At 61.0% G+C, this 17,249-nt stretch carries 15 protein-coding genes; 5 read left to right on the top strand and 10 right to left on the bottom strand.

Annotated features, from left to right (window positions below):
• The gene (traD, locus tag LQ232_RS05905) at window positions 1-1,908 is read left to right on the top strand and encodes a conjugative transfer system coupling protein TraD (protein WP_058087364.1); all 1,908 of its coding nucleotides are present in this window, start codon (window positions 1-3) and stop codon (window positions 1,906-1,908) included.
• Window positions 1,905-2,528, top strand: a complete 624-nt coding sequence (locus tag LQ232_RS05900) for a DUF4400 domain-containing protein (RefSeq protein ID WP_058087365.1) — start codon at window positions 1,905-1,907, stop codon at window positions 2,526-2,528. Before traD ends, LQ232_RS05900 begins: the two co-directional genes overlap by 4 nt.
• A 25-nt stretch (window positions 2,529-2,553) precedes the next feature.
• Here LQ232_RS05900 and LQ232_RS23640 read toward each other — a convergent pair whose 3' ends face one another.
• Complete coding sequence (locus LQ232_RS23640) at window positions 2,554-3,012, bottom strand: helix-turn-helix domain-containing protein (protein ID WP_109036419.1); 459 nt, start codon at window positions 3,010-3,012, stop codon at window positions 2,554-2,556.
• Window positions 3,013-3,550: 538 nt separating this feature from the next.
• On the opposite strand from LQ232_RS23640, the gene LQ232_RS05895 reads away from it, so the two are divergent.
• A complete protein-coding gene (locus tag LQ232_RS05895) occupies window positions 3,551-3,883 on the top strand; it encodes a YnfA family protein (RefSeq protein WP_109036417.1) in 333 nt (110 codons plus the stop codon).
• A 49-nt stretch (window positions 3,884-3,932) separates the two neighbouring features.
• Here the strand turns inward: LQ232_RS05895 and LQ232_RS05890 are convergent, their stop codons facing one another.
• Window positions 3,933-4,241 carry a hypothetical protein gene (locus LQ232_RS05890; RefSeq protein WP_109036415.1) on the bottom strand — a complete coding sequence of 103 codons (309 nt, stop codon included), beginning with the start codon at window positions 4,239-4,241 and terminating at the stop codon, window positions 3,933-3,935.
• 687 nt (window positions 4,242-4,928) lie between these two features.
• Between LQ232_RS05890 and LQ232_RS05885 the strand changes: the two genes are divergently transcribed.
• Window positions 4,929-5,273, top strand: coding sequence for a CzcE family metal-binding protein (locus LQ232_RS05885; protein ID WP_159098910.1), 345 nt, complete (start codon window positions 4,929-4,931; stop codon window positions 5,271-5,273).
• Window positions 5,274-5,293: 20 nt separating this feature from the next.
• On the opposite strand, the gene LQ232_RS05880 is transcribed toward LQ232_RS05885, so the two are convergent.
• Window positions 5,294-6,640, bottom strand: coding sequence for a heavy metal sensor histidine kinase (locus LQ232_RS05880; RefSeq protein WP_109038284.1), 1,347 nt, complete (start codon window positions 6,638-6,640; stop codon window positions 5,294-5,296).
• A 5-nt stretch (window positions 6,641-6,645) separates the two neighbouring features.
• Window positions 6,646-7,332, bottom strand: coding sequence for a heavy metal response regulator transcription factor (locus LQ232_RS05875; protein WP_109036413.1), 687 nt, complete (start codon window positions 7,330-7,332; stop codon window positions 6,646-6,648).
• Window positions 7,333-7,451: 119 nt separating this feature from the next.
• Here LQ232_RS05875 and LQ232_RS05870 point away from each other — a divergent pair, with 119 nt between their 5' ends.
• Window positions 7,452-7,841, top strand: a complete 390-nt coding sequence (locus LQ232_RS05870; protein WP_058085851.1) for a hypothetical protein — start codon at window positions 7,452-7,454, stop codon at window positions 7,839-7,841.
• 74 nt (window positions 7,842-7,915) lie between these two features.
• On the opposite strand, the gene LQ232_RS05865 is transcribed toward LQ232_RS05870, so the two are convergent.
• The 6 genes from LQ232_RS05865 to LQ232_RS05840 all read right to left on the bottom strand — a co-directional run bounded on the left by LQ232_RS05865 (window position 7,916) and on the right by LQ232_RS05840 (window position 17,203).
• A complete protein-coding gene (locus LQ232_RS05865; RefSeq protein WP_058085852.1) occupies window positions 7,916-9,856 on the bottom strand; it encodes an LTA synthase family protein in 1,941 nt (646 codons plus the stop codon).
• Between the two features lie 217 nt (window positions 9,857-10,073).
• Window positions 10,074-10,583 carry a DUF4124 domain-containing protein gene (locus LQ232_RS05860; RefSeq protein WP_152987392.1) on the bottom strand — a complete coding sequence of 170 codons (510 nt, stop codon included), beginning with the start codon at window positions 10,581-10,583 and terminating at the stop codon, window positions 10,074-10,076.
• Between the two features lie 76 nt (window positions 10,584-10,659).
• Window positions 10,660-11,295: a hypothetical protein gene (locus tag LQ232_RS05855; protein WP_058085854.1), complete on the bottom strand. Its 636-nt coding sequence runs from the start codon at window positions 11,293-11,295 to the stop codon at window positions 10,660-10,662.
• Window positions 11,292-14,477 carry a CusA/CzcA family heavy metal efflux RND transporter gene (locus LQ232_RS05850; protein ID WP_058085855.1) on the bottom strand — a complete coding sequence of 1,062 codons (3,186 nt, stop codon included), beginning with the start codon at window positions 14,475-14,477 and terminating at the stop codon, window positions 11,292-11,294. The genes LQ232_RS05855 and LQ232_RS05850 overlap by 4 nt, the downstream gene beginning before the upstream one ends.
• A gap of 18 nt (window positions 14,478-14,495) precedes the next feature.
• Window positions 14,496-15,893, bottom strand: coding sequence for an efflux RND transporter periplasmic adaptor subunit (locus LQ232_RS05845; RefSeq protein WP_058085856.1), 1,398 nt, complete (start codon window positions 15,891-15,893; stop codon window positions 14,496-14,498).
• A gap of 11 nt (window positions 15,894-15,904) precedes the next feature.
• On the bottom strand, window positions 15,905-17,203 hold the full coding sequence (locus tag LQ232_RS05840; protein WP_083505682.1) for a TolC family protein: 1,299 nt from the start codon (window positions 17,201-17,203) through the stop codon (window positions 15,905-15,907).
• Between the last annotated feature and the right edge of the window lie 46 nt (window positions 17,204-17,249).

Below are 17,249 nucleotides of genomic sequence, written 5' to 3'. Positions count from 1 at the left end.
ATGCCCATCCGCCGCTACGAGATGCCATGGCGCCACGCCTACGAGGCCTATGCAGGCCTTGCCTGGGGCATCGCGTTGATGTTCTTCACGGCGGTCGGCGCCATCGGACAACTGCCCCGCATTCTCGCTTTCCCCCTGTCCATCACTTGCCTCGGCATGAGTGCCCTCAGGTTCTCGCAGGCGCTGCGCATTCTCGTGCTGAGGGCGTCGCTGGCTGGTCACGCCATCCAGGTGATCAGCACGCAAACCCAGGCGCGGTGGTGTCAGGATCCAACGGCCGTTTTCCTTGGCTTCGGCTTCGAGTGGCGGCCCGTGCACTCCCAGCGCCTGTATGAACTGGCCAAGATCGACTATCGCGACTTCACGGTGTCTCCGCGCCTCTTGAGTCTGCTGGGCTATGACAGCGCCCCCCAACCTGATGCGGAGATCGGCTTGCCCTACATACACGGCGTCGAGCCTCATGAGGTGCCACTGCATCGCCCCTTGCAGAACTTCGAAGGCGGCACGCTGCTGGTCGGCACCACGCAATCTGGCAAAGGGGTGGCCCTGGCCAACCTCATCACCCAGGCCGTCAGGCGCGGCGACGTGGTGATCGTCATCGACCCCAAGAACAGCCGTCGCCTCAAGCGCGTGGTGGAACGCGCCTGCCAGGACTGGCGTGAGCCCGACACCTTCATGGAGTTCCATCCGGCCTTCCCGGAAGCCGGTGTGCGGCTGGACTTCACCTTCAACTGGCAAAAGCCCACCGAGATTGCATCCCGCATCCAATCGATCATGCCGCCGGACACGGCTGGCGCGTTCTCCGCCTTCGGCTGGGATGCGGTCAACGTGGTCGTGCAAGGCCTGGTCGAACTGGAAGAACGACCTAACCTGGCCAAGCTGACCCGCTACATCGAAGGTGGCATCGAACCCGTGCTAGAAGGCTCTCTGCGCCGCTTCTATGAAGAAACTTTGGGGCCCGCCTGGCGCGAGTTGCCCGAGATGAAGAAGCTGATGCAGGAGGCTCATCGAGGCCACATGAAGCGCCCATCAGAAGCGGCCAGCGCCGAGTTGATGGCCTTTGTCGCGTACTACGAACACCACATTGCCCAGTCACAACGCAGCAAGGTGATCGATGCCCAGGTGCGAACCTTCAGGCACAACCGCGAGCACTATCAAAAAATCACCGCCAACCTGTTGCCCGTGCTGTCGATGCTGACCTCGGGTGACCTGGGTCGTACGCTGTCGCCTGATCCGTTCGACGCCGACGACACGCGCCCGATCATGAACTTCGAGAAAATCGAGCGCGGCGGGCATGTGCTGTACATGTGTCTGGATTCGCTGCCCGACCCTTCGGTGGCTTCGGCCATCGGTGCGCTGGCATTGGCCGACCTGGCCGCACGGGCGGGCATGCGCTACAACCTCGGCGGCTATCGGCGCATTGCGCTGTTTGTAGATGAGGTGGCCAACGTCATCAACCAGCCCTTGATCGAGATCCTCAACAAAGGTGCCGAGGGCGGCATCTACACCACCTGCGCGATGCAAACACTGGCGGACCTGGCCAAACGCCTGGGCAGCGAAGCGGCTGCGCGCATGGCACTGGGCAACCTGAACAACCTGATTGCGCTGCGCTCAAAAGACCGCCCCACGCAGGATTTCATCGTGGAGACCTTTGGCAAGACCGCCATTCATTCGATGAGAGTTGGGCTCGGGCATGGTGCAGACACCCATCTGGGTGACTTCTCGACCAGCTATTCAAGCCAACTCTCCGAGAGCTTCGAGGAGATGGTGCCCGCCGATGTCCTGGGCAAACTGCCCAACCTTCAGTACTTTGCCTCGGTGTCTGGCGGGCGCATCATCAAAGGTCGCTTCCCCATCCTGGATCCGGATGCGCATGGGGACGATCAACCCATCAGGAGGGCGGCATGATCAGGGCGATGGCCGTGGTGTCACTGCTGGTGTTGCTGGTTCTGGTGCTCTATGTGCCGTCCGCCCATCCGCCAGAACGGTTCATAGAGCAACTGCGAACGGAATACACCAATGCGGCGGTGTTCTGGGGCAAAGACGCGGGCACCCGCATGCTGTCGCGTGCGATGAGCATGCAGCAGTCTGCACGTCAGGCATCACCTGTCCCCTCATCCAAAGACGCGGCCCCCGTGGGTGGCGTCAACGCGGCTGTCGGGCAAGAAATGGCTTCGGTCAACCAACGGCTGTTCAACAACCCCTACTTCCGCTCGATTGACGCACTGCTGCTGCTCGCCAGCTTCCGCCTGGCCATGCTGCTGGAGTGGCTCCCCTGGCTGTTGGCCTTCCCGGTTGCTGCCTTGGTGGATGGCTGCCTTGTACGAGTGGTCAAAGCCAAAGAGTTCCTGCACCACAGCCCGGAGATGTTCGCCTTGTATGCCTGCTTGGCCATCCTCACCAGTTGCGCAACCGTCCTGGCGTTTGTGCTGCCCTTCACCTTGCATCCCCTGGCCGTGCCATGCGTGCCTGTGGTCATCGGCACGTTGATGGGGACGGCGATCAGGGACTTTCACGCAAGAATCTGAACATCAGGCCTGCAAGAACCTTGCTTCAAGTACCACAGCAGCCTGAGCTTCGGCTCGGCGCGGCCGCGGCCGGACGAGACAGATCCTCCAGAATGGAACAATCGAGCGTAGGGCCCCCCGCGCAATCCCTGTCGCATGCGCGCACAAAGGCTCCCAGGCTGCTCTCTAGTGCCTGGAGTTCCAACAGCCTACGCTGCACCTCAGCCAAATGCTTGGCAGCGAGGTCTCGGACTTCAACGCAAGGTCGAGTTGGCTCATCGACAAGACAGACAAGTTCTCGCACCTGATCAATGGAGAAGCCGAAGTCTCGACATCGACGGATGAAAGTCAGACGTGCGATGGTCGCCTCCGAGAAATTTCGTCGACATCCATCCGTCCGATCTGCGTTTGGCAAGAGGCCAATATCCTCGTAGTAGCGGATGGTCGGGACAGAGCAACCCGTCCGTTTGGCAACAACGCAGATTGATAAATTTGGTGCAGCCATCTTTCTATCTTAGATCACGCGCAGACTCCTGCTGCACACCCACAGGGTTTGAGTGGACGCGGCGGCACCTGCGAGCCACAAGCCCAAGCGGCTCGAATCACCCGTGCACTTCTAGTTCAACCACCAAGCCCGTTGCCCAGACTGCCGAGCTTAGGTCAACGGGCCATGCCGATCATCTGAGATTGCAGCCCCCCGAACACATGGAGACCTTAGGACTGACCGATGTGCGCCGACGGCGCCAGGCCATCAGCACACTGCCTAAGGCCAACACCAGCAATACCCCACCAATCAGGACAAGCTCATCAGCACATGCAACCATGGATGCTCCGATTGCAGCAAGGGCGGTAGATCCTGCCGCCAGGGCAGCAGTACCACCAAGCAGGGGGACGGCACAGCAGGCAGCACATTCTGCTCCGACACCGACAGCGGCTTTCCAAGGTCTCATTTCAGTCTTTCCGTAAGTGAGCACGTCGCCCACATCACAACGGTACGACCTCAAGCTACTTGAGATGCAAGAGGTTTGTATGAAAATGCCGACATGGATTTGCTCAAAACCTTCCTGCTGTTTGTCGTCACGGCCATCGCCGAGATCCTTGGGTGCTACCTACCTTACCTTTGGCTTCACCAGGGCCGCTCGGCGTGGCTTTTGTTGCCAGCGGCGGCAAGTTTGGCCCTTTTTGCATGGCTACTGTCGCTGCACCCCAGCGCGGCTGGCCGCGTCTACGCCGCCTATGGCGGGGTCTACATCCTTGTGGCCATCGTGTGGTTAATGCTGGTCGACAAAGTCCAGCCAACAGCGACAGACTGGATCGGGGTAACCGTCAGCCTGTGTGGAATGGCCATCATCATGTACGGCCCGCGGACAGACTGATCGTCCACAGAGAAAGCAGAGCCACATCCGATAGCAGTGATGACATCAGTTAGCTCCTGGCTCTGTACAAAGTGCGGTATCCAACGTCGAGCAACGGTTCATCAAAAACGTCGAACAGATTTGAAGCGATGGCCAGCTTCTTGAGCGTGGCGTGGCCATGTCTGTCCTTCATGTGCGTGACCGCATCAGGCTCCTGTAGCCATGCAATGCGCCCCGCATCCGCGAGATAGGTCCATCCTTCGGCCCGCCGTCTTTGTGCAGCCACATCGCTCAGGACCGCATCCAGACGGCTGTGCTGCAACAGGATCAACTCGAAGTGGCGCAAGCCCTCATCAGATGCGAAGAATGCGCCATGCACTGGCCAACATCAAGCAACGCCTTGGAGAGCGAACGGAGATTTTCGTACATGGGCAACACCCTGCCCCGCTGATCATCGAGATACTTGGCTGCCTCGGCCACCTTCTCCTGTGGGCCAGGCTGGCCCTGCGCTATGTCAGACCATCGACCAGCATGGCGTCAAGACTGTTCTGAACCTGCGTGGCACGAATCATGGTCAACCTTGGTACGACAGCGACGTGGCCATCACGGAAACCACCGGAGTCAGGCTTCTGGATGTGCCCCTGTCCGCCTACAGGGAGAACTGACACTTGAGCAGTCTCCTGATGAAGACATCGCCCACGCCCTTGTTGGTTCACTGTGCATCGGGTTCCGATCGAACAGGCCTGGAATTGAGTCGAGGGGCGCCGATCGCGGTGGCCAATGATGAGCTCTCGGCAAAGTATGGTCACTTTCCAACGCTGGAGTCAGATTCTGCGGCCATGGGCCGCAGCTGGACGAAGTACGCCGATTCTGGACAAACAAAGACGCCTTCGGCACTCTCGCCATAGGCCCAGCAAGTTGCTCGGCGCGGCAAAAGGAGATGACAAAACTGTAACCAATCTGTACGGAGCGTGTCGGGCACGAACTTCTAGAGTCACCTCCAGGACATGCCGCTCAAGCCCATCAATCGATGTGCCGGTTGTCCCGGAACCAACTGGAGCTGATCATGAATCATTGCCTGACCAAAACCGCCTTCGTTCTCAGCCTCGCATTGTCTGCGGCCTTGGCGAGCGCCACGACGGATCGATCGACTACCCGCGACGGCAAGTCCATGTATGGCGCCATGTCCAGCCCATCCCAAGCAGTCAAGGTCGTCGATGTCGAATCCGCCAAGTTCGTCAACGTGGTCTGCGGCGAAACCGTCACTTTCCGCAGCGGCGACAAGAGCTTCAGCTGGAAGTTCGAGGTGCTCAACCATCAGGCCGTGGACCTGATGGCCGTGGCACCGAAGGGCTTCACTAACAAATCGCTGAAGGTCTACATCACCCCCAACCTGCACGAAAGCAATTGACGGAACGGGGCAGCGGCCCATCACAAGGTTGGGCCAGGTCCAGCGGCGTCGGGCAACATCATCCCGATGCGGGTCACGCCTGCGGCTGACTCCGCGAATGCATGGCCGCCATGCATTCGCGCGATGGCCGCCACGATGGACAAGCCAAGCCCATGGTTGCGATCCGCAGGGCTGCGCGCGGGATCGGCTCGGTAGAAGCGGTCGAACAACCTGGGCAGATGCTCCACACCGATGGTCGCCCCCTTGTTGTAGACGGCAATCCTCACCCAGCCGATTTTCTCGCGATCGATCTGGATCAACACCGATGACTCCGGTGAAGCGTAGCGCGTGGCATTGCCCAAGAGATTCGACAGCGCCCGCCGCAACAACGGGCCATCCACCGTGGCGAAAGCATCGCCCGAGATCTTGGCAGTCAGCCCCGCGTCAAGGAGCGCCGCCTCATGAAACTCGATCACCTCTTCCGCCAAGACACTAAGGCAAGGCGTCCATTCGCGCCGCGCAGGCCCACCACGTTCGGCATTGGACAGAAACAGCATGTCGCCGACGATACTGGCAAGACTGCGTAGCTCTTCTAGATTGGATGCCAATGCCTCTCTGAGATCATCGGCACTTCGAGGTTTGCGCAACGCCAACTCACAGCTGCTGATCAACGTCGCCAGCGGCGTGTTCAGTTCGTGTGCCACATCGGCATTGAAGGCCTCCATCTGCTTGTAGGCAACGCCAAGGCGGTCCAGCAAGGCATTGAACTGCTGAATCAAGGGTTGCAGTTCGTAGGCCTGACCCGCGCCGTCCAGGCGTCGTTCCAGGTCCGTGGCCGTGACGAGTCCGGTCTGCTCGACAAGCTTGTGCAGTGGCGCCAGACCCAGGCGAACCAGCATGAACCCTCCGACGGAAACCGCCAGGGCACCCACCAGCGCCGCGACCGCCAGCGTCCACGCCAGGCGGGCGAGCAAGGCGTCATCCATGCGTTTGTCCAGTACCAAGATGGCCCGAGCCATTCCGCCATCTTCAGACCGCACTTTGATGTCGAACGCCCTGCTCTTGATCTCATTTGGACCGGCCCGCCATGAAGATGTCTCAAAAAGCACTTGGCCATCACGCCCCATCAAGCGCAAAGAAAGTTCGTCATGCCCTGCCAGAAAGCTGCCAAGCACTTGACGCACATCAGCCAGGTCCCGCTCACCGTCGCTGCCTGCAAGCAGGTGTTCGACGGTGTTCTGCTTCTGTGACAGCGCTTCATCCTGCCGCTCGGACACCGTCAGCGCGAACAGCACGTACACCACCACGCAAACCAGGCCAAGGCCCAGCATGGTCTGGAGCGCCAACCAGCGTGACAGCCGCCCCCGAAGGCTGGCCGTCGTGACAATGTCGCTCACGGCTCGCGAACCTCCAGCACGTAGCCCATCCCGCGCACCGTGTGCAACAACGATCTCTCAAAAGGCTGATCCAGCTTGGAGCGCAGGCGACGAATGGCCACCTCCACGACATTGGTCTCGCTGTCGAAGTGCATGTCCCAGACCTGCTCGGCCAATTCGGTACGCGACAGCACTTCGCCCTGGCGTCGCAGCAGCAGGCTCAGCAGGTTGAACTCCTTAGCCGTGAGGTCGAGCCGCTGCCCAGATCGCGTGGCTTTTCGACGAAGCAGATCCACATCCAGATCGGCCACCTTCAAAACCGTCGGCTCGCCAGCATTTCGCTGCCCGCCCGACCGTCTGAGCAGAACCTGGATGCGCGCAACCAATTCCGAAAACGCGAACGGTTTGACGAGGTAATCGTCCGCTCCGCCTTGAAGGCCTTTGACACGGTCTTCGACCTGTCCGCGGGCCGTCAACATGAGCACCGGCGTCTGTTTGCTTTGCCGCAGAGCAGCGAGCACTGCCAGGCCGTCGATGCCGGGGAGCATGCCATCCAGGACGAGAAGGTCATAGTCGATCTCGATCGCCATGTGCAAGCCGTCAATGCCGCTGTTGGCCACGTCGACCACATAGCCTTCCTCGCAGAGACCCTTGCGAAGGTACTCGGCCATCTTGACGCTGTCTTCGATCACCAGAATTTTCATGCGTTTGATTGTTAAATGGCTGTTACACAAGGAAGATGACGAATTTGTCATCTTTGAGTTGGCCTTCTGTCGCCTGCATCTGCATAGGCTTTCACCTCCATAACCTTCAAGGACTGAAGATGAGAAAAGTGAACAGCCTGATTGCCTGCTCGATCCTGGCCATCAGTGCCAGCGCCTTTGCGGCGGATGGACACGAACACGGGCACGAACATGATCCGCTGCACGGCGGCGTGGTGGTGGAAGCCAGCGAGATGGACTTCGAACTGGTGGCCAAGGCCGACCTGATCAGCCTGTACGTGCGCGATCACGGCAAGGCAGTCAAGATGCAAGGTGCCAGTGGCAAACTGACCCTCATCAAGGGCACCGACAAAAACGAAGTGCAACTCGCGCCAGCGGGTGAGAAGCTGGAAGCCAAAGGCAGCTTCGACGTGAGCGCTGGCGCCAAAGCGGTGGCTGTCGTGACGCTGCCTGGCAAGAAGCCCGTCTCTGTTCGCTTTGCGCTGAAGTGATGCAAGCCCCCGAAGCTGGCCGATGAATCGGCCGCTTCGGGGCGAACGCAGGTCCTGATGCATTCGCTGGCCGCTCATTGTTGATGGGGGCAATTTGGCAGCTTCAATGCCCCCATCTTGAAGGACCTTGATGCCGTCTGATAGTAGGCGATCGCCTCATTCAACAGTACCGGATCCACTGCTTTGGGCGTCGTCTCCAGCGTCCGAGGATCGACCCTGTAGCTCTCCACCCGTTGCCGAGGCAGCAACACCGTGAGCGTGTTGCTTCGCAGGTAGCCAAGCGACTGATAGTTGCTGACGAAGACCCTTCTCAACGGCTCCTCTTCTTCGAAGAGACAGCGTCCAAAGAAGTAGTCGGCCCCCTTTTTCCCCAATAGCTCGACGATCGTGGGGGCCAGGTCCAACTGGCTGACCAGCGGTTCGTATACACCTGGCTTCAGCAGATCAGGCGCGAAGAAGATCAAAGGGATTCTGTAGCCATCCAGTGGCAATTTGGTCTTTCCCGCCACGGACGCACCATGGTCGGCGACGATGATGAACAGGGTGTCCTTGAACCAGGGTTGCGCACGAGCCCTGTCGATGAAGTCGCCGATCGCGAAATCGGTGTACTTGACGGCGCCGAGTCGCCCACCGGGCGAAGGGATGTCGATGCGGCCGGCGGGATAGGTGTAAGGGCGGTGATTGGACGTTGTCATGATGTGCGCAAAGAAAGGATTGCTTTGCGCCCTTCCCTCATCCAGCGTGCTCAAGGCCTGGCTGAACAGCACCTCGTCCGCCACCCCCCAGACGTTTTCGAAGACGATGGTGCGCTTGTCCATGTCCGTCCTGTCGATCACCTTGTAGCCGTTGCCCCCGAAATAGGCATTCATGTTGTCGAAGTAGCCGTACCCGCCGTAGAAAAAGTAGGGCTTGAAGCCTTGAGAGCCAAGCACTTCTCCCAGCGTGGCGAGGTGCTCGTTCTGAGGTCGGCGGACAATGGCCTGCCCGGGGACGGGGGGCGTTCCCAGCGACAGCGCCTCCAACCCCCTGACCGTGCGTGTTCCCGTCGCATAGGCGTGCGAGAACAGCAGTCCTTGCTTGGCGATCGCATCGAGCCGGGGCGTCAACCCTCGCGAGTCGCCGTATGCGCCAAGAAATGAAGCCGAGAGGCTTTCCACCGAGATCAGCACCACATTCCGTGGCCGCCGGGTGAAGGGCCATGCGTGGTTCGCGGCGCCCTTCAATGCCTGAGCAGAAAGATCGGACAGCGGTCTGCGCTGCATCCCCATGGTTTGAAGAATGCGGTCCGCCTCGCTTTGCGGCATTGTTCGATAAAAGCGATCGAAATCCAGCTCGTTCCGCCGCATGGCCGCCGCCAGCGTGAACAGACCGTTCCCGGAGATCTCGTCCGCATAGGCGTTGCCTGCCCCTTCCATCTGGTCCACGCTGACCGTGAACCCCGCGATCACGGGCAGAACCACACCCGCTGCCACCAGCTTGGCGCGCTGGATGCGCGTGATCTTGACGTTGTCCATGTTTCGAACGGCGCCCCGCAAGAACCAGACAATGAGACCAGCCACCACTGCGATGGCCGCCAAGACGGTTGGAACAGGATAGGACTGCCGGATGTTGCCGATCACCTCCTGCGTGTAGAGCAGGTAGTCGACCGCGATGAAGTTGAACCGTGTTGAAAACTCCAGCCAGAAGGTGACCTCCGCGCCGATGCCAAACAGCATGACGAAGACAGAAAACCACAACCACTTGAGCCGAAGCGTTCTATGCCAAAGGCTAGTTCTCCAGCGATTGGGCAGTACCGCCTCGTAAAGGCAAACCGGCGCGACCAGAAAGGCCAGCGTTGCCAAATCGAACAGAAGCCCCTTGGTCAGCACATAGGGCCAGAGATCGATGCCGACCTGCCCCGCATCCAATGTGACCAGCAGGCCGATGCGCAAGCAAGTGAAGGCCGCCAACCAGATGACGGCGACCAGCCAGGGAACGCCCATGGACCTGAAAGCATTCGTGGGAACTGAAAACATCTAAGGTGATCCTGATGTGTGTCGGGCGGGTATCGACCCTATTCCCAACACGTCTGACAAATGAACGAAGACGTGATCGTTTCAAGTTGAATGGCGATGGCTCACGCCACCGATGCCGATTGCTTGCCTCGGTAAGTTGCCTGGTAATGCATCTCAGCAAAAGACGCGACGACAATCTCGCCATGCTTTGACAGACCTCACAGGCATATCCGCGAGATCAATATCGAAGTGCGTCCCGTTCCTTGATCAATTTGTCCAACTTGCGCTGGGCCTGCTCCGTCTCCGAAGCCAACGAGCGCTGACGGCGGCCATACTGTGAAGAAAATCTACGGCCTTGCCGATCCCCCTCTACGACCTGGCGCCCGGCCTCCTGATCGGACCGACGGCCCCTGAGCTCTTCGTAGGCACTGGCAATCTTGTTGTCCAGATCCTTCAGCCGAAGAGATCGCGCAGCAGCGTCTTTCAGCAACTGCTCTCGCGTCATCGCAAGCGCGCGTTGCGCCGCCTCGGCCTGCTGCGGATCAGCCGGGTGAGGTTCGACAGATATCGCGTAAGACCGCTTCGCCTTTGCCTCGGGCTCGTCGCCATACACGACCTGCCCATTGGGCATGATCGACTTGTAGAGGATGCGTTCCTCGGCCCAACAGTAAGGGGTCATGCAGAGACATGCCAGCGGGATCAAGCTACTGGCGAGATGTCCAGGCACGCTTCGCATTGAATTGCTCATCCACAAGCTCCTTCTTCATTTCTCGCCATTGCAAAAGCTCGCGTGTTCAGACGCGCTATGCAGGCGAACCGCCAGATCAGGGAACCGTGCCTTCGCCACCAGTTTTAGTCGGTGACGGAACCGTACGATCCAGCGCGCGCAGAATCCGGCTTTCGTCGATCAGCGCACGCCCTTCCTGCCGCGACAAGCGAACAAGGTCGAATCTCTTCCCATACCTTCCACGCCTGCGTACTTCCAGCACAACGACATCACCTGCTCGCAGTTCCAGGGGAATGGTCGCGTCCACCCCCTCCTGAATGCGAACTTCGTGAAGCCCCGGCGAAACGTCCACGGCAACGACCGAATAGGGGATGAGGCTTTCCAGCGGCTGCCCATTCAACCCCAAAGGCACCAGCCCTTGGACGTCGCCGTCCCGCGCTCGAACGATCACCACCCGCCCCGCATCCGGCCGCAATGCCAGGTTGCGCACCTTGGCCGCGTCCAAGGACTTCGGTGACGGCCCCGGCACGCAGGTTCTCGTCTTGAGCATGGTGAAACATATGGGCTTAAGCCGCTTGGCCTCGTCCCTCTCGGGCAGGGCACAGCCTTGCAACACCGCGGCGAACAGCCCCAGCAAGACTATGTCAGGCGCATAGAACGTCGCGCGAGTGAAGGCACGCGCGCTCCCCTCACCGGGCCAAAGCCGGGGCCACCGGCCCCATGCTTTGGTCATGCAATCGCTCCATCCTCGTGTGCGTCAGGAGAGGGCTTGGTTTCGGTGGTCTGGGCGTCCTCTTCATCCTTTCGATGGACGATGCGGTAAAGCACAGGCAGCACCAGCAAAGTCAGCATCGTCGAGGACAGGATGCCCCCGATCACGACGGTCGCCAGCGGCCTTTGAACCTCCGCGCCCGTGCCGGTGGCCAGGGCCATCGGTACGAAGCCAAGCGATGCCACCAACGCGGTCATCAGGACCGGCCTCAGCCGCGTCAAGGCGCCCTCGTGGATGGCCTCGTCAAGCGACCGCCCTTCGTCACGCAAGTTGCGAATGAAGGAGATCATCACCAGCCCGTTCAGCACGGCCACCCCAGACAGTGCGATGAATCCGATGGCCGCCGAGATCGACAAGGGGATGTCCCGCAGCCACAGGGCCAGGATGCCTCCCGTCAGCGCGAACGGGATCCCGGTGAACACCAGCAAGCCGTCCTTCACGTTGCCGAACATGGCAAAGAGCAGCACGAAAACCAGCAGCAGCGAGACCGGCACGACGATCTGCAGGCGCTGCGTGGCGGACTGCAGGTTCTCGAACTGGCCGCCCCACACGGTCCAATAGCCCGTGGGGATCTTGACCGCTTCCAGCGCCTTCTGGGCATCCCCGACGAAGGTGCCGATGTCACGGCCACGCACGTTGGCGCTGATGACGATGCGGCGCTTGCCGTTCTCGCGGCTGACCTGGTTGGGACCAGGCGCCGAGTCGATGGAAGCCACCTCGGACAGCGGAATGAAGCGCGCGCCCTCGCCGTCTCCGCCCTTCAAGGCGATGGGGAGGCGCCGAACGGCTTCCAGATCCGTGCGGACATCTTCCGGCAGACGCACGACGATGTCGAAACGGCGGTCGCCCTCGAACAGCGTCCCAGCCTCCTTGCCGCCCACGGCCGTGGCCAGCGTGTCCTGGATGTCGCCGATGTTCAGGCCATAGCGCGTCGCCTTCTCGCGGTCGATGTTGATGGTCAGCATGGGCAGGCCCGTGGTCTGTTCCACCTTCACCTCGGACGAGCCCGGGATGCCTTGCAGCACCTTCGCGATCTGGTTGGCAGTGTTGTTGAGGACATCCATGTCATCACCGAACAGCTTGACCGCGACGTCACTGCGCACCCCGGAGATCAGCTCGTTGAAGCGCAGCTGGATCGGCTGAGAGAACTCGTAGTTCTGCCCCGGCAGTTTGGCGACCTCTTCCTGAACAGCGGCCAGCAGTTCGTCGCGCGTCTTGCGCGGCTCGGGCCATTTGTCCACCGGCTTGAGCATCACGTAACCGTCCGAGATGTTGGGCGGCATCGGGTCGGCCGCGATCTCGGCGGTACCGGTGCGTGCAAACACACGTTCGATCTCAGGGAACTTGGCCTTCAGATGGCTTTCCAGCTTGGTCTGCATGGCCACCGATTGGCTGAGGCTGGTGCCGGGAATCCGCAGCGCCTGCACCGCGAAATCGCCTTCGTTCAAGCTTGGCACGAACTCGCTGCCCATGCGGGAAGCCACCACGCCACAGACCAGGACGAGCACCGCTGCCGCCGTCAGCACGACAGGCTTGGCCCCCATCACCGTGTTCAGCATGGGCTCATACCAGCGCTTGGCGGTGCGGATCACTACGTTTTCGGTCTCCGACACCTTCTTGCCGATGAACAGCGCCACGGCAGCGGGGATGAAGGTGATGGACAGGATCATGGCACCCAACAACGCCGTCACCACGGTGAACGCCATCGGATGGAACATCTTGCCTTCCACACCGGCCAGGGCGAAGATGGGCAGGTAGACGATCATGATGATCAGCTGCCCGAACAGCAGCGGACGACGGGCCTCCTGCGAAGCCGCGAAGACTTCATGGAAGCGCTCGCGCAAGGTCAACTCTCGCCCGTGATGCGCCTGCGCATGCGCCAGGCGGCGCACGCAGTTCTCCACGATCACCACCGCGCCATCGACGATGATCCCGAAGTCCAGCGCGCCCAGACTCATCAGGTTCGCACTGACCTTCTGACTGACCATACCGCTGAAGGTGAAGAGCATGGAAAGCGGGATCACCATGGCGGTGATCACCGCGGCACGCATGTTGCCCAGGAACAGGAAGAGGATGGCGATCACCAGGATGGCGCCTTCCATCAGGTTCTTCTTCACCGTGGCGATCGCCTTGTCCACCAGGACGGTCCGGTCGTAGACGGTCACGGCATGAACACCAGCTGGCAGGGACTTGTTGATCTCCGCCATCTTGATGTCAACTGCTTGCGAGACCTTGCGGCTGTTCTCGCCAATGAGCATGAACACGGTGCCCAGGACGACCTCTCGGCCGTTGTCGGTGGCTGCGCCCGTGCGCAGCTCCTTGCCCTGCCCCACTTCTGCGATGTCGCGGATGCGGATGGGTACATCCGTCGTCTGCTTGACGATGATGCTGCCCAGGTCCTGGGTGCCACGCACCTGACCAGGTGCACGGATCAGGTACTGCTCGCCTTCGCGTTCGATGTAGCCGGCGCCAACGTTGCCGTTGTTGCGCTCCAGGGCATTGACCACGTCACCCAACGTCAGGCCATGCGCCATGAGCTTCTCAGGGCTGGGCGCGACCTGGTATTCCTTGGCATAGCCGCCGATGGAATTGATCTCGGTCACGCCCGTTACATTGCGCAGTTGAGGCTTGATGATCCAATCCTGGATTTCGCGCAGGTCAGTCGGCGTGTAGGGCGTGCCATCCGGCTTCTTGGCGCCGTCCTTGGCTTCGACAGTCCACATGTAGATCTCGCCCAGGCCTGTGGAAATGGGGCCCATGGCCGGCGTGACGCCTTCCGGCAGCCGCGCCTTGGCCTCCTGGATCCGCTCGTTCACCAGTTGGCGCGCGAAGTACAGGTCGGTGCCGTCCTTGAAGATCACGGTGATCTGGGACAGGCCGTAGCGCGACAGGGAGCGGGTCTGCTCCAGGCCGGGCAGGCCCGCCATCACTGTCTCCAGCGGGTAGGTCACACGCTGTTCGGTTTCCAGCGGCGAATAGCCAGGTGTCTGGGTGTTGATCTGGACCTGGACGTTGGTGATGTCCGGCACGGCATCGATGGGCAGCTTCTGATAGCTGAAGACGCCCAGGGCGGCCATACCGAAGACGGCCAGCAGCACAAGCCAGCGCTGCTCAATGGCAAATCGGATGATGCGTTCAAACATGATGGGTGGACCTCGTGCTCAATGCTCGTGCTCGGCCGAAGCCTTGCCGATTTCAGCTTTGATGACGAAGCTGTTCGTCGCCGCATAGCGGGTACCGGCGCTCAAGCCCTTGACGACTTCCGTGCGCTTGCCATCGGTGTGACCGACCTCCACAGGCTTGGCCTGGAATCCGCCCGGGACTTCGACGAACACGACTTGGCGGCCTTCCATGGTCTGCACCGCGCCAGCCGTCACGGTCACGGGTGCTTCCGTCTCGCCGGAAGTCACGGCGACATTGACGAACAGGCCGGGACGCCACGACAGGTCTGGATTGGTCAGCACCACTCGGGCGGTTGCTGTGCGCGTCTGCTCGCCAATCAGCGATCCAACGTAGGTCACGGTGCCCTTGGCCGTGGCTTCGAACGAACTGGATCGCACGGTAACCTTCTCGCCCACCTTCACGAGGTTCAGGTCCTTGGCGGGCACGTTGATTGTGGCCCACACGGTGGACAGGTCGGACAGGGTGAACACATTGGCGTCTTCCTTGACCGACTCGCCCAGAGCGATGTGCTTCTCGACCACGACCGCATCAAACGGTGCGCGCAGCTCGTAGCGATTCAATGCCCCAGCCGAAGGCGAGGCACCCAACGCCTTGAGCTTCTGGTTGGCGTTGTTGACCGCAATCTCGGCTTCGCGCAGGGCCTGGGTGGCCTGCAGAAGATCCATCTGCGGCGAGATCTTGTCTTCGAAGAGCTTCTTCTCTCGGTCGTAGGTGGTTTGCGCCAAGGTCAGGCGCTTCTGGGCCGCCTGCAACTCGCTGCGCTGTTCGGACAGCAACACGCTGGAAATGACCGCGAGGACCTGGCCCTTTTTGACCTGCTGCCCGAGGTTGGCCGACACCGATTCGACGACGCCACCGACACGGGGCACAACGTGTGCCGTGCGATCCTCGTTGAACTTGATCTCGCCGGACAGTTGCACCGTCGAAAGGATCTTGCCAGGTTGTGCCGCTTGGACTTCAACGCCCGCTGCTGCGATCTGCTGAGCATTCAGAGAGACAGGCTCTTCCTCGCCTTCCTCGTGCTTGCCAGCGTTGGCGGCGGCAGCGCCCTTCTCAGGAGCGGTTTCGCCTTCATGCTTGTCATGCTCCCCATGCTCCTCGGCCTTCTCATGGTGTTCCTTGTCATCGTGTCCCTTCGCCTCGTCGTGGCCGGACTCGGATTTCTTCTCGCCGTGGTGCTCGGCGTCGTCGTGTCCCTTGGCCTCGCCGTGACCGTGGCCATGGCTCTCCTCGGCCGCTTCGCCGGCGGGCGCGCTGGGAGACCGCGTCAGCACAAATGCGCTGACGCCCAACCCCGCCAAAACGATGGCGATGATGGCGATGAGTTGCTTTTGGCTGATGCGCCCAGCTTGGCGTTGTGATTTGGAGCGTGTCATGCAATGCTTTCTCATGGCTTGGACGTCGTCTGTTCTTCGCCGCTGGTCCCCAGCAGGCGATCAATGTTGGCGTTGGTGCGGTACAGCTCATTGAGCGCCCGCAGGTACTGGGCGCGAGCCTGGAGCAAGGTCCGTTGAGCATCCAGGGCGTCGAGGAAGCTGAACTTGCCCAACTCGAAGCCGGTCGTGGCGGCCTGCCACGCGCTCTCGGCGCCCGGCAGTACCTCGCTGCGCAGGACGTCCACCTCAGCCTGGGCGAAGCGCTGACGCTCCGTCAATTGCACCCACTCGGTCTCGACGCGGATCCGCGTTGCCTGGAAGTCCGCTTCGGCCTTATCGTGCAGGCGCAAGGCCTGAAGCAGGTTCCCCCGGTTGGTATCGAGCACAGGAATGGGAATGGCCAGGCCGATCACAGCCTGGTTGCGTCCGACCTGCTGATCCCGCTTGGCACCCAAGGTCAGGGTCACGTCCGGAACACGGCGCGCCTCCTCAAGCTCGACCATGGCTTGCCGCTTGTCGACCTCCAGGCGTGCCTGCCGCAGCACCGGCACATCTGACAACTGAGAAGCCTCCAGATTGCGAGCGGCTGGTTGGACACCCGATTGCCAGACCAGCGTCTGAGCACGAACGGCAGATGCTGGTCCCAGCAGAGCTGCCAGCCCTTGGCGAGCGGATCGAAGTTCGCTCTGCGCTTGAAGCAACTCCAGCCGGACACCAGCGTGAGCGACCTTTGCCCGCGTCTCGTCCACCGCAGAGACCTTGCCGGCCTGAACCCGCTTGGAGACCGCATCCGTGCCACGCATGGACAAGTCGACGGAGGCCTGCGCCAACTTCACCCGTTCCTGAGCGATGGCTGCGGCAAAGAATGCATCGGCCACATCCGCTCTGATCTGCGCGCGACGCCCTTCGATGTCCACGGCGGTTTGAGCCCGCGCGGCCTCGGCGACCGAGATCCGCGCTGAACGTTTACCGCCCAACTCGATGGGCTGGCTCAACTGCACCGTGGTCGTTCGGCTGTCTCGCCGCGTGTCTTCCAGCAGTGCCTGGACTTCAGGGTTGGGACGCGCACCCGCTTGAATGACGGCCCCTTCGCTGGCCGCCAGTTCCTGCTGATTCGCCACGATTTGCGGGCTGAACTGAAGCGCCAGCCTGATGGCTTCGCTCAGCGTCAGGGGCTGTGCCACGGGCACCGCCTTGTGCACGGCCTGCCCATCCGAATCGGACGGGCTAACTTGAGCAAAGGTGGTGGAAGAAAAAAGTGTGGCCGTGACCAACGCGAACGTTGTCATCGGCACCATGTGCCTGTACATCGAATTCTCCGGGTTGTGGGAACAACAACAAGAAGGAATCCGGCGA

This window comes from Aquabacterium sp. CECT 9606 (assembly GCF_918741295.1).
In the GTDB taxonomy this organism is placed as follows: Bacteria; Pseudomonadota; Gammaproteobacteria; order Burkholderiales; family Burkholderiaceae_C; genus Aquabacterium.
The sequence above is the reverse complement of the archived record's forward strand: the minus strand, read 5'-3'. Positions and strand labels throughout refer to the sequence as shown.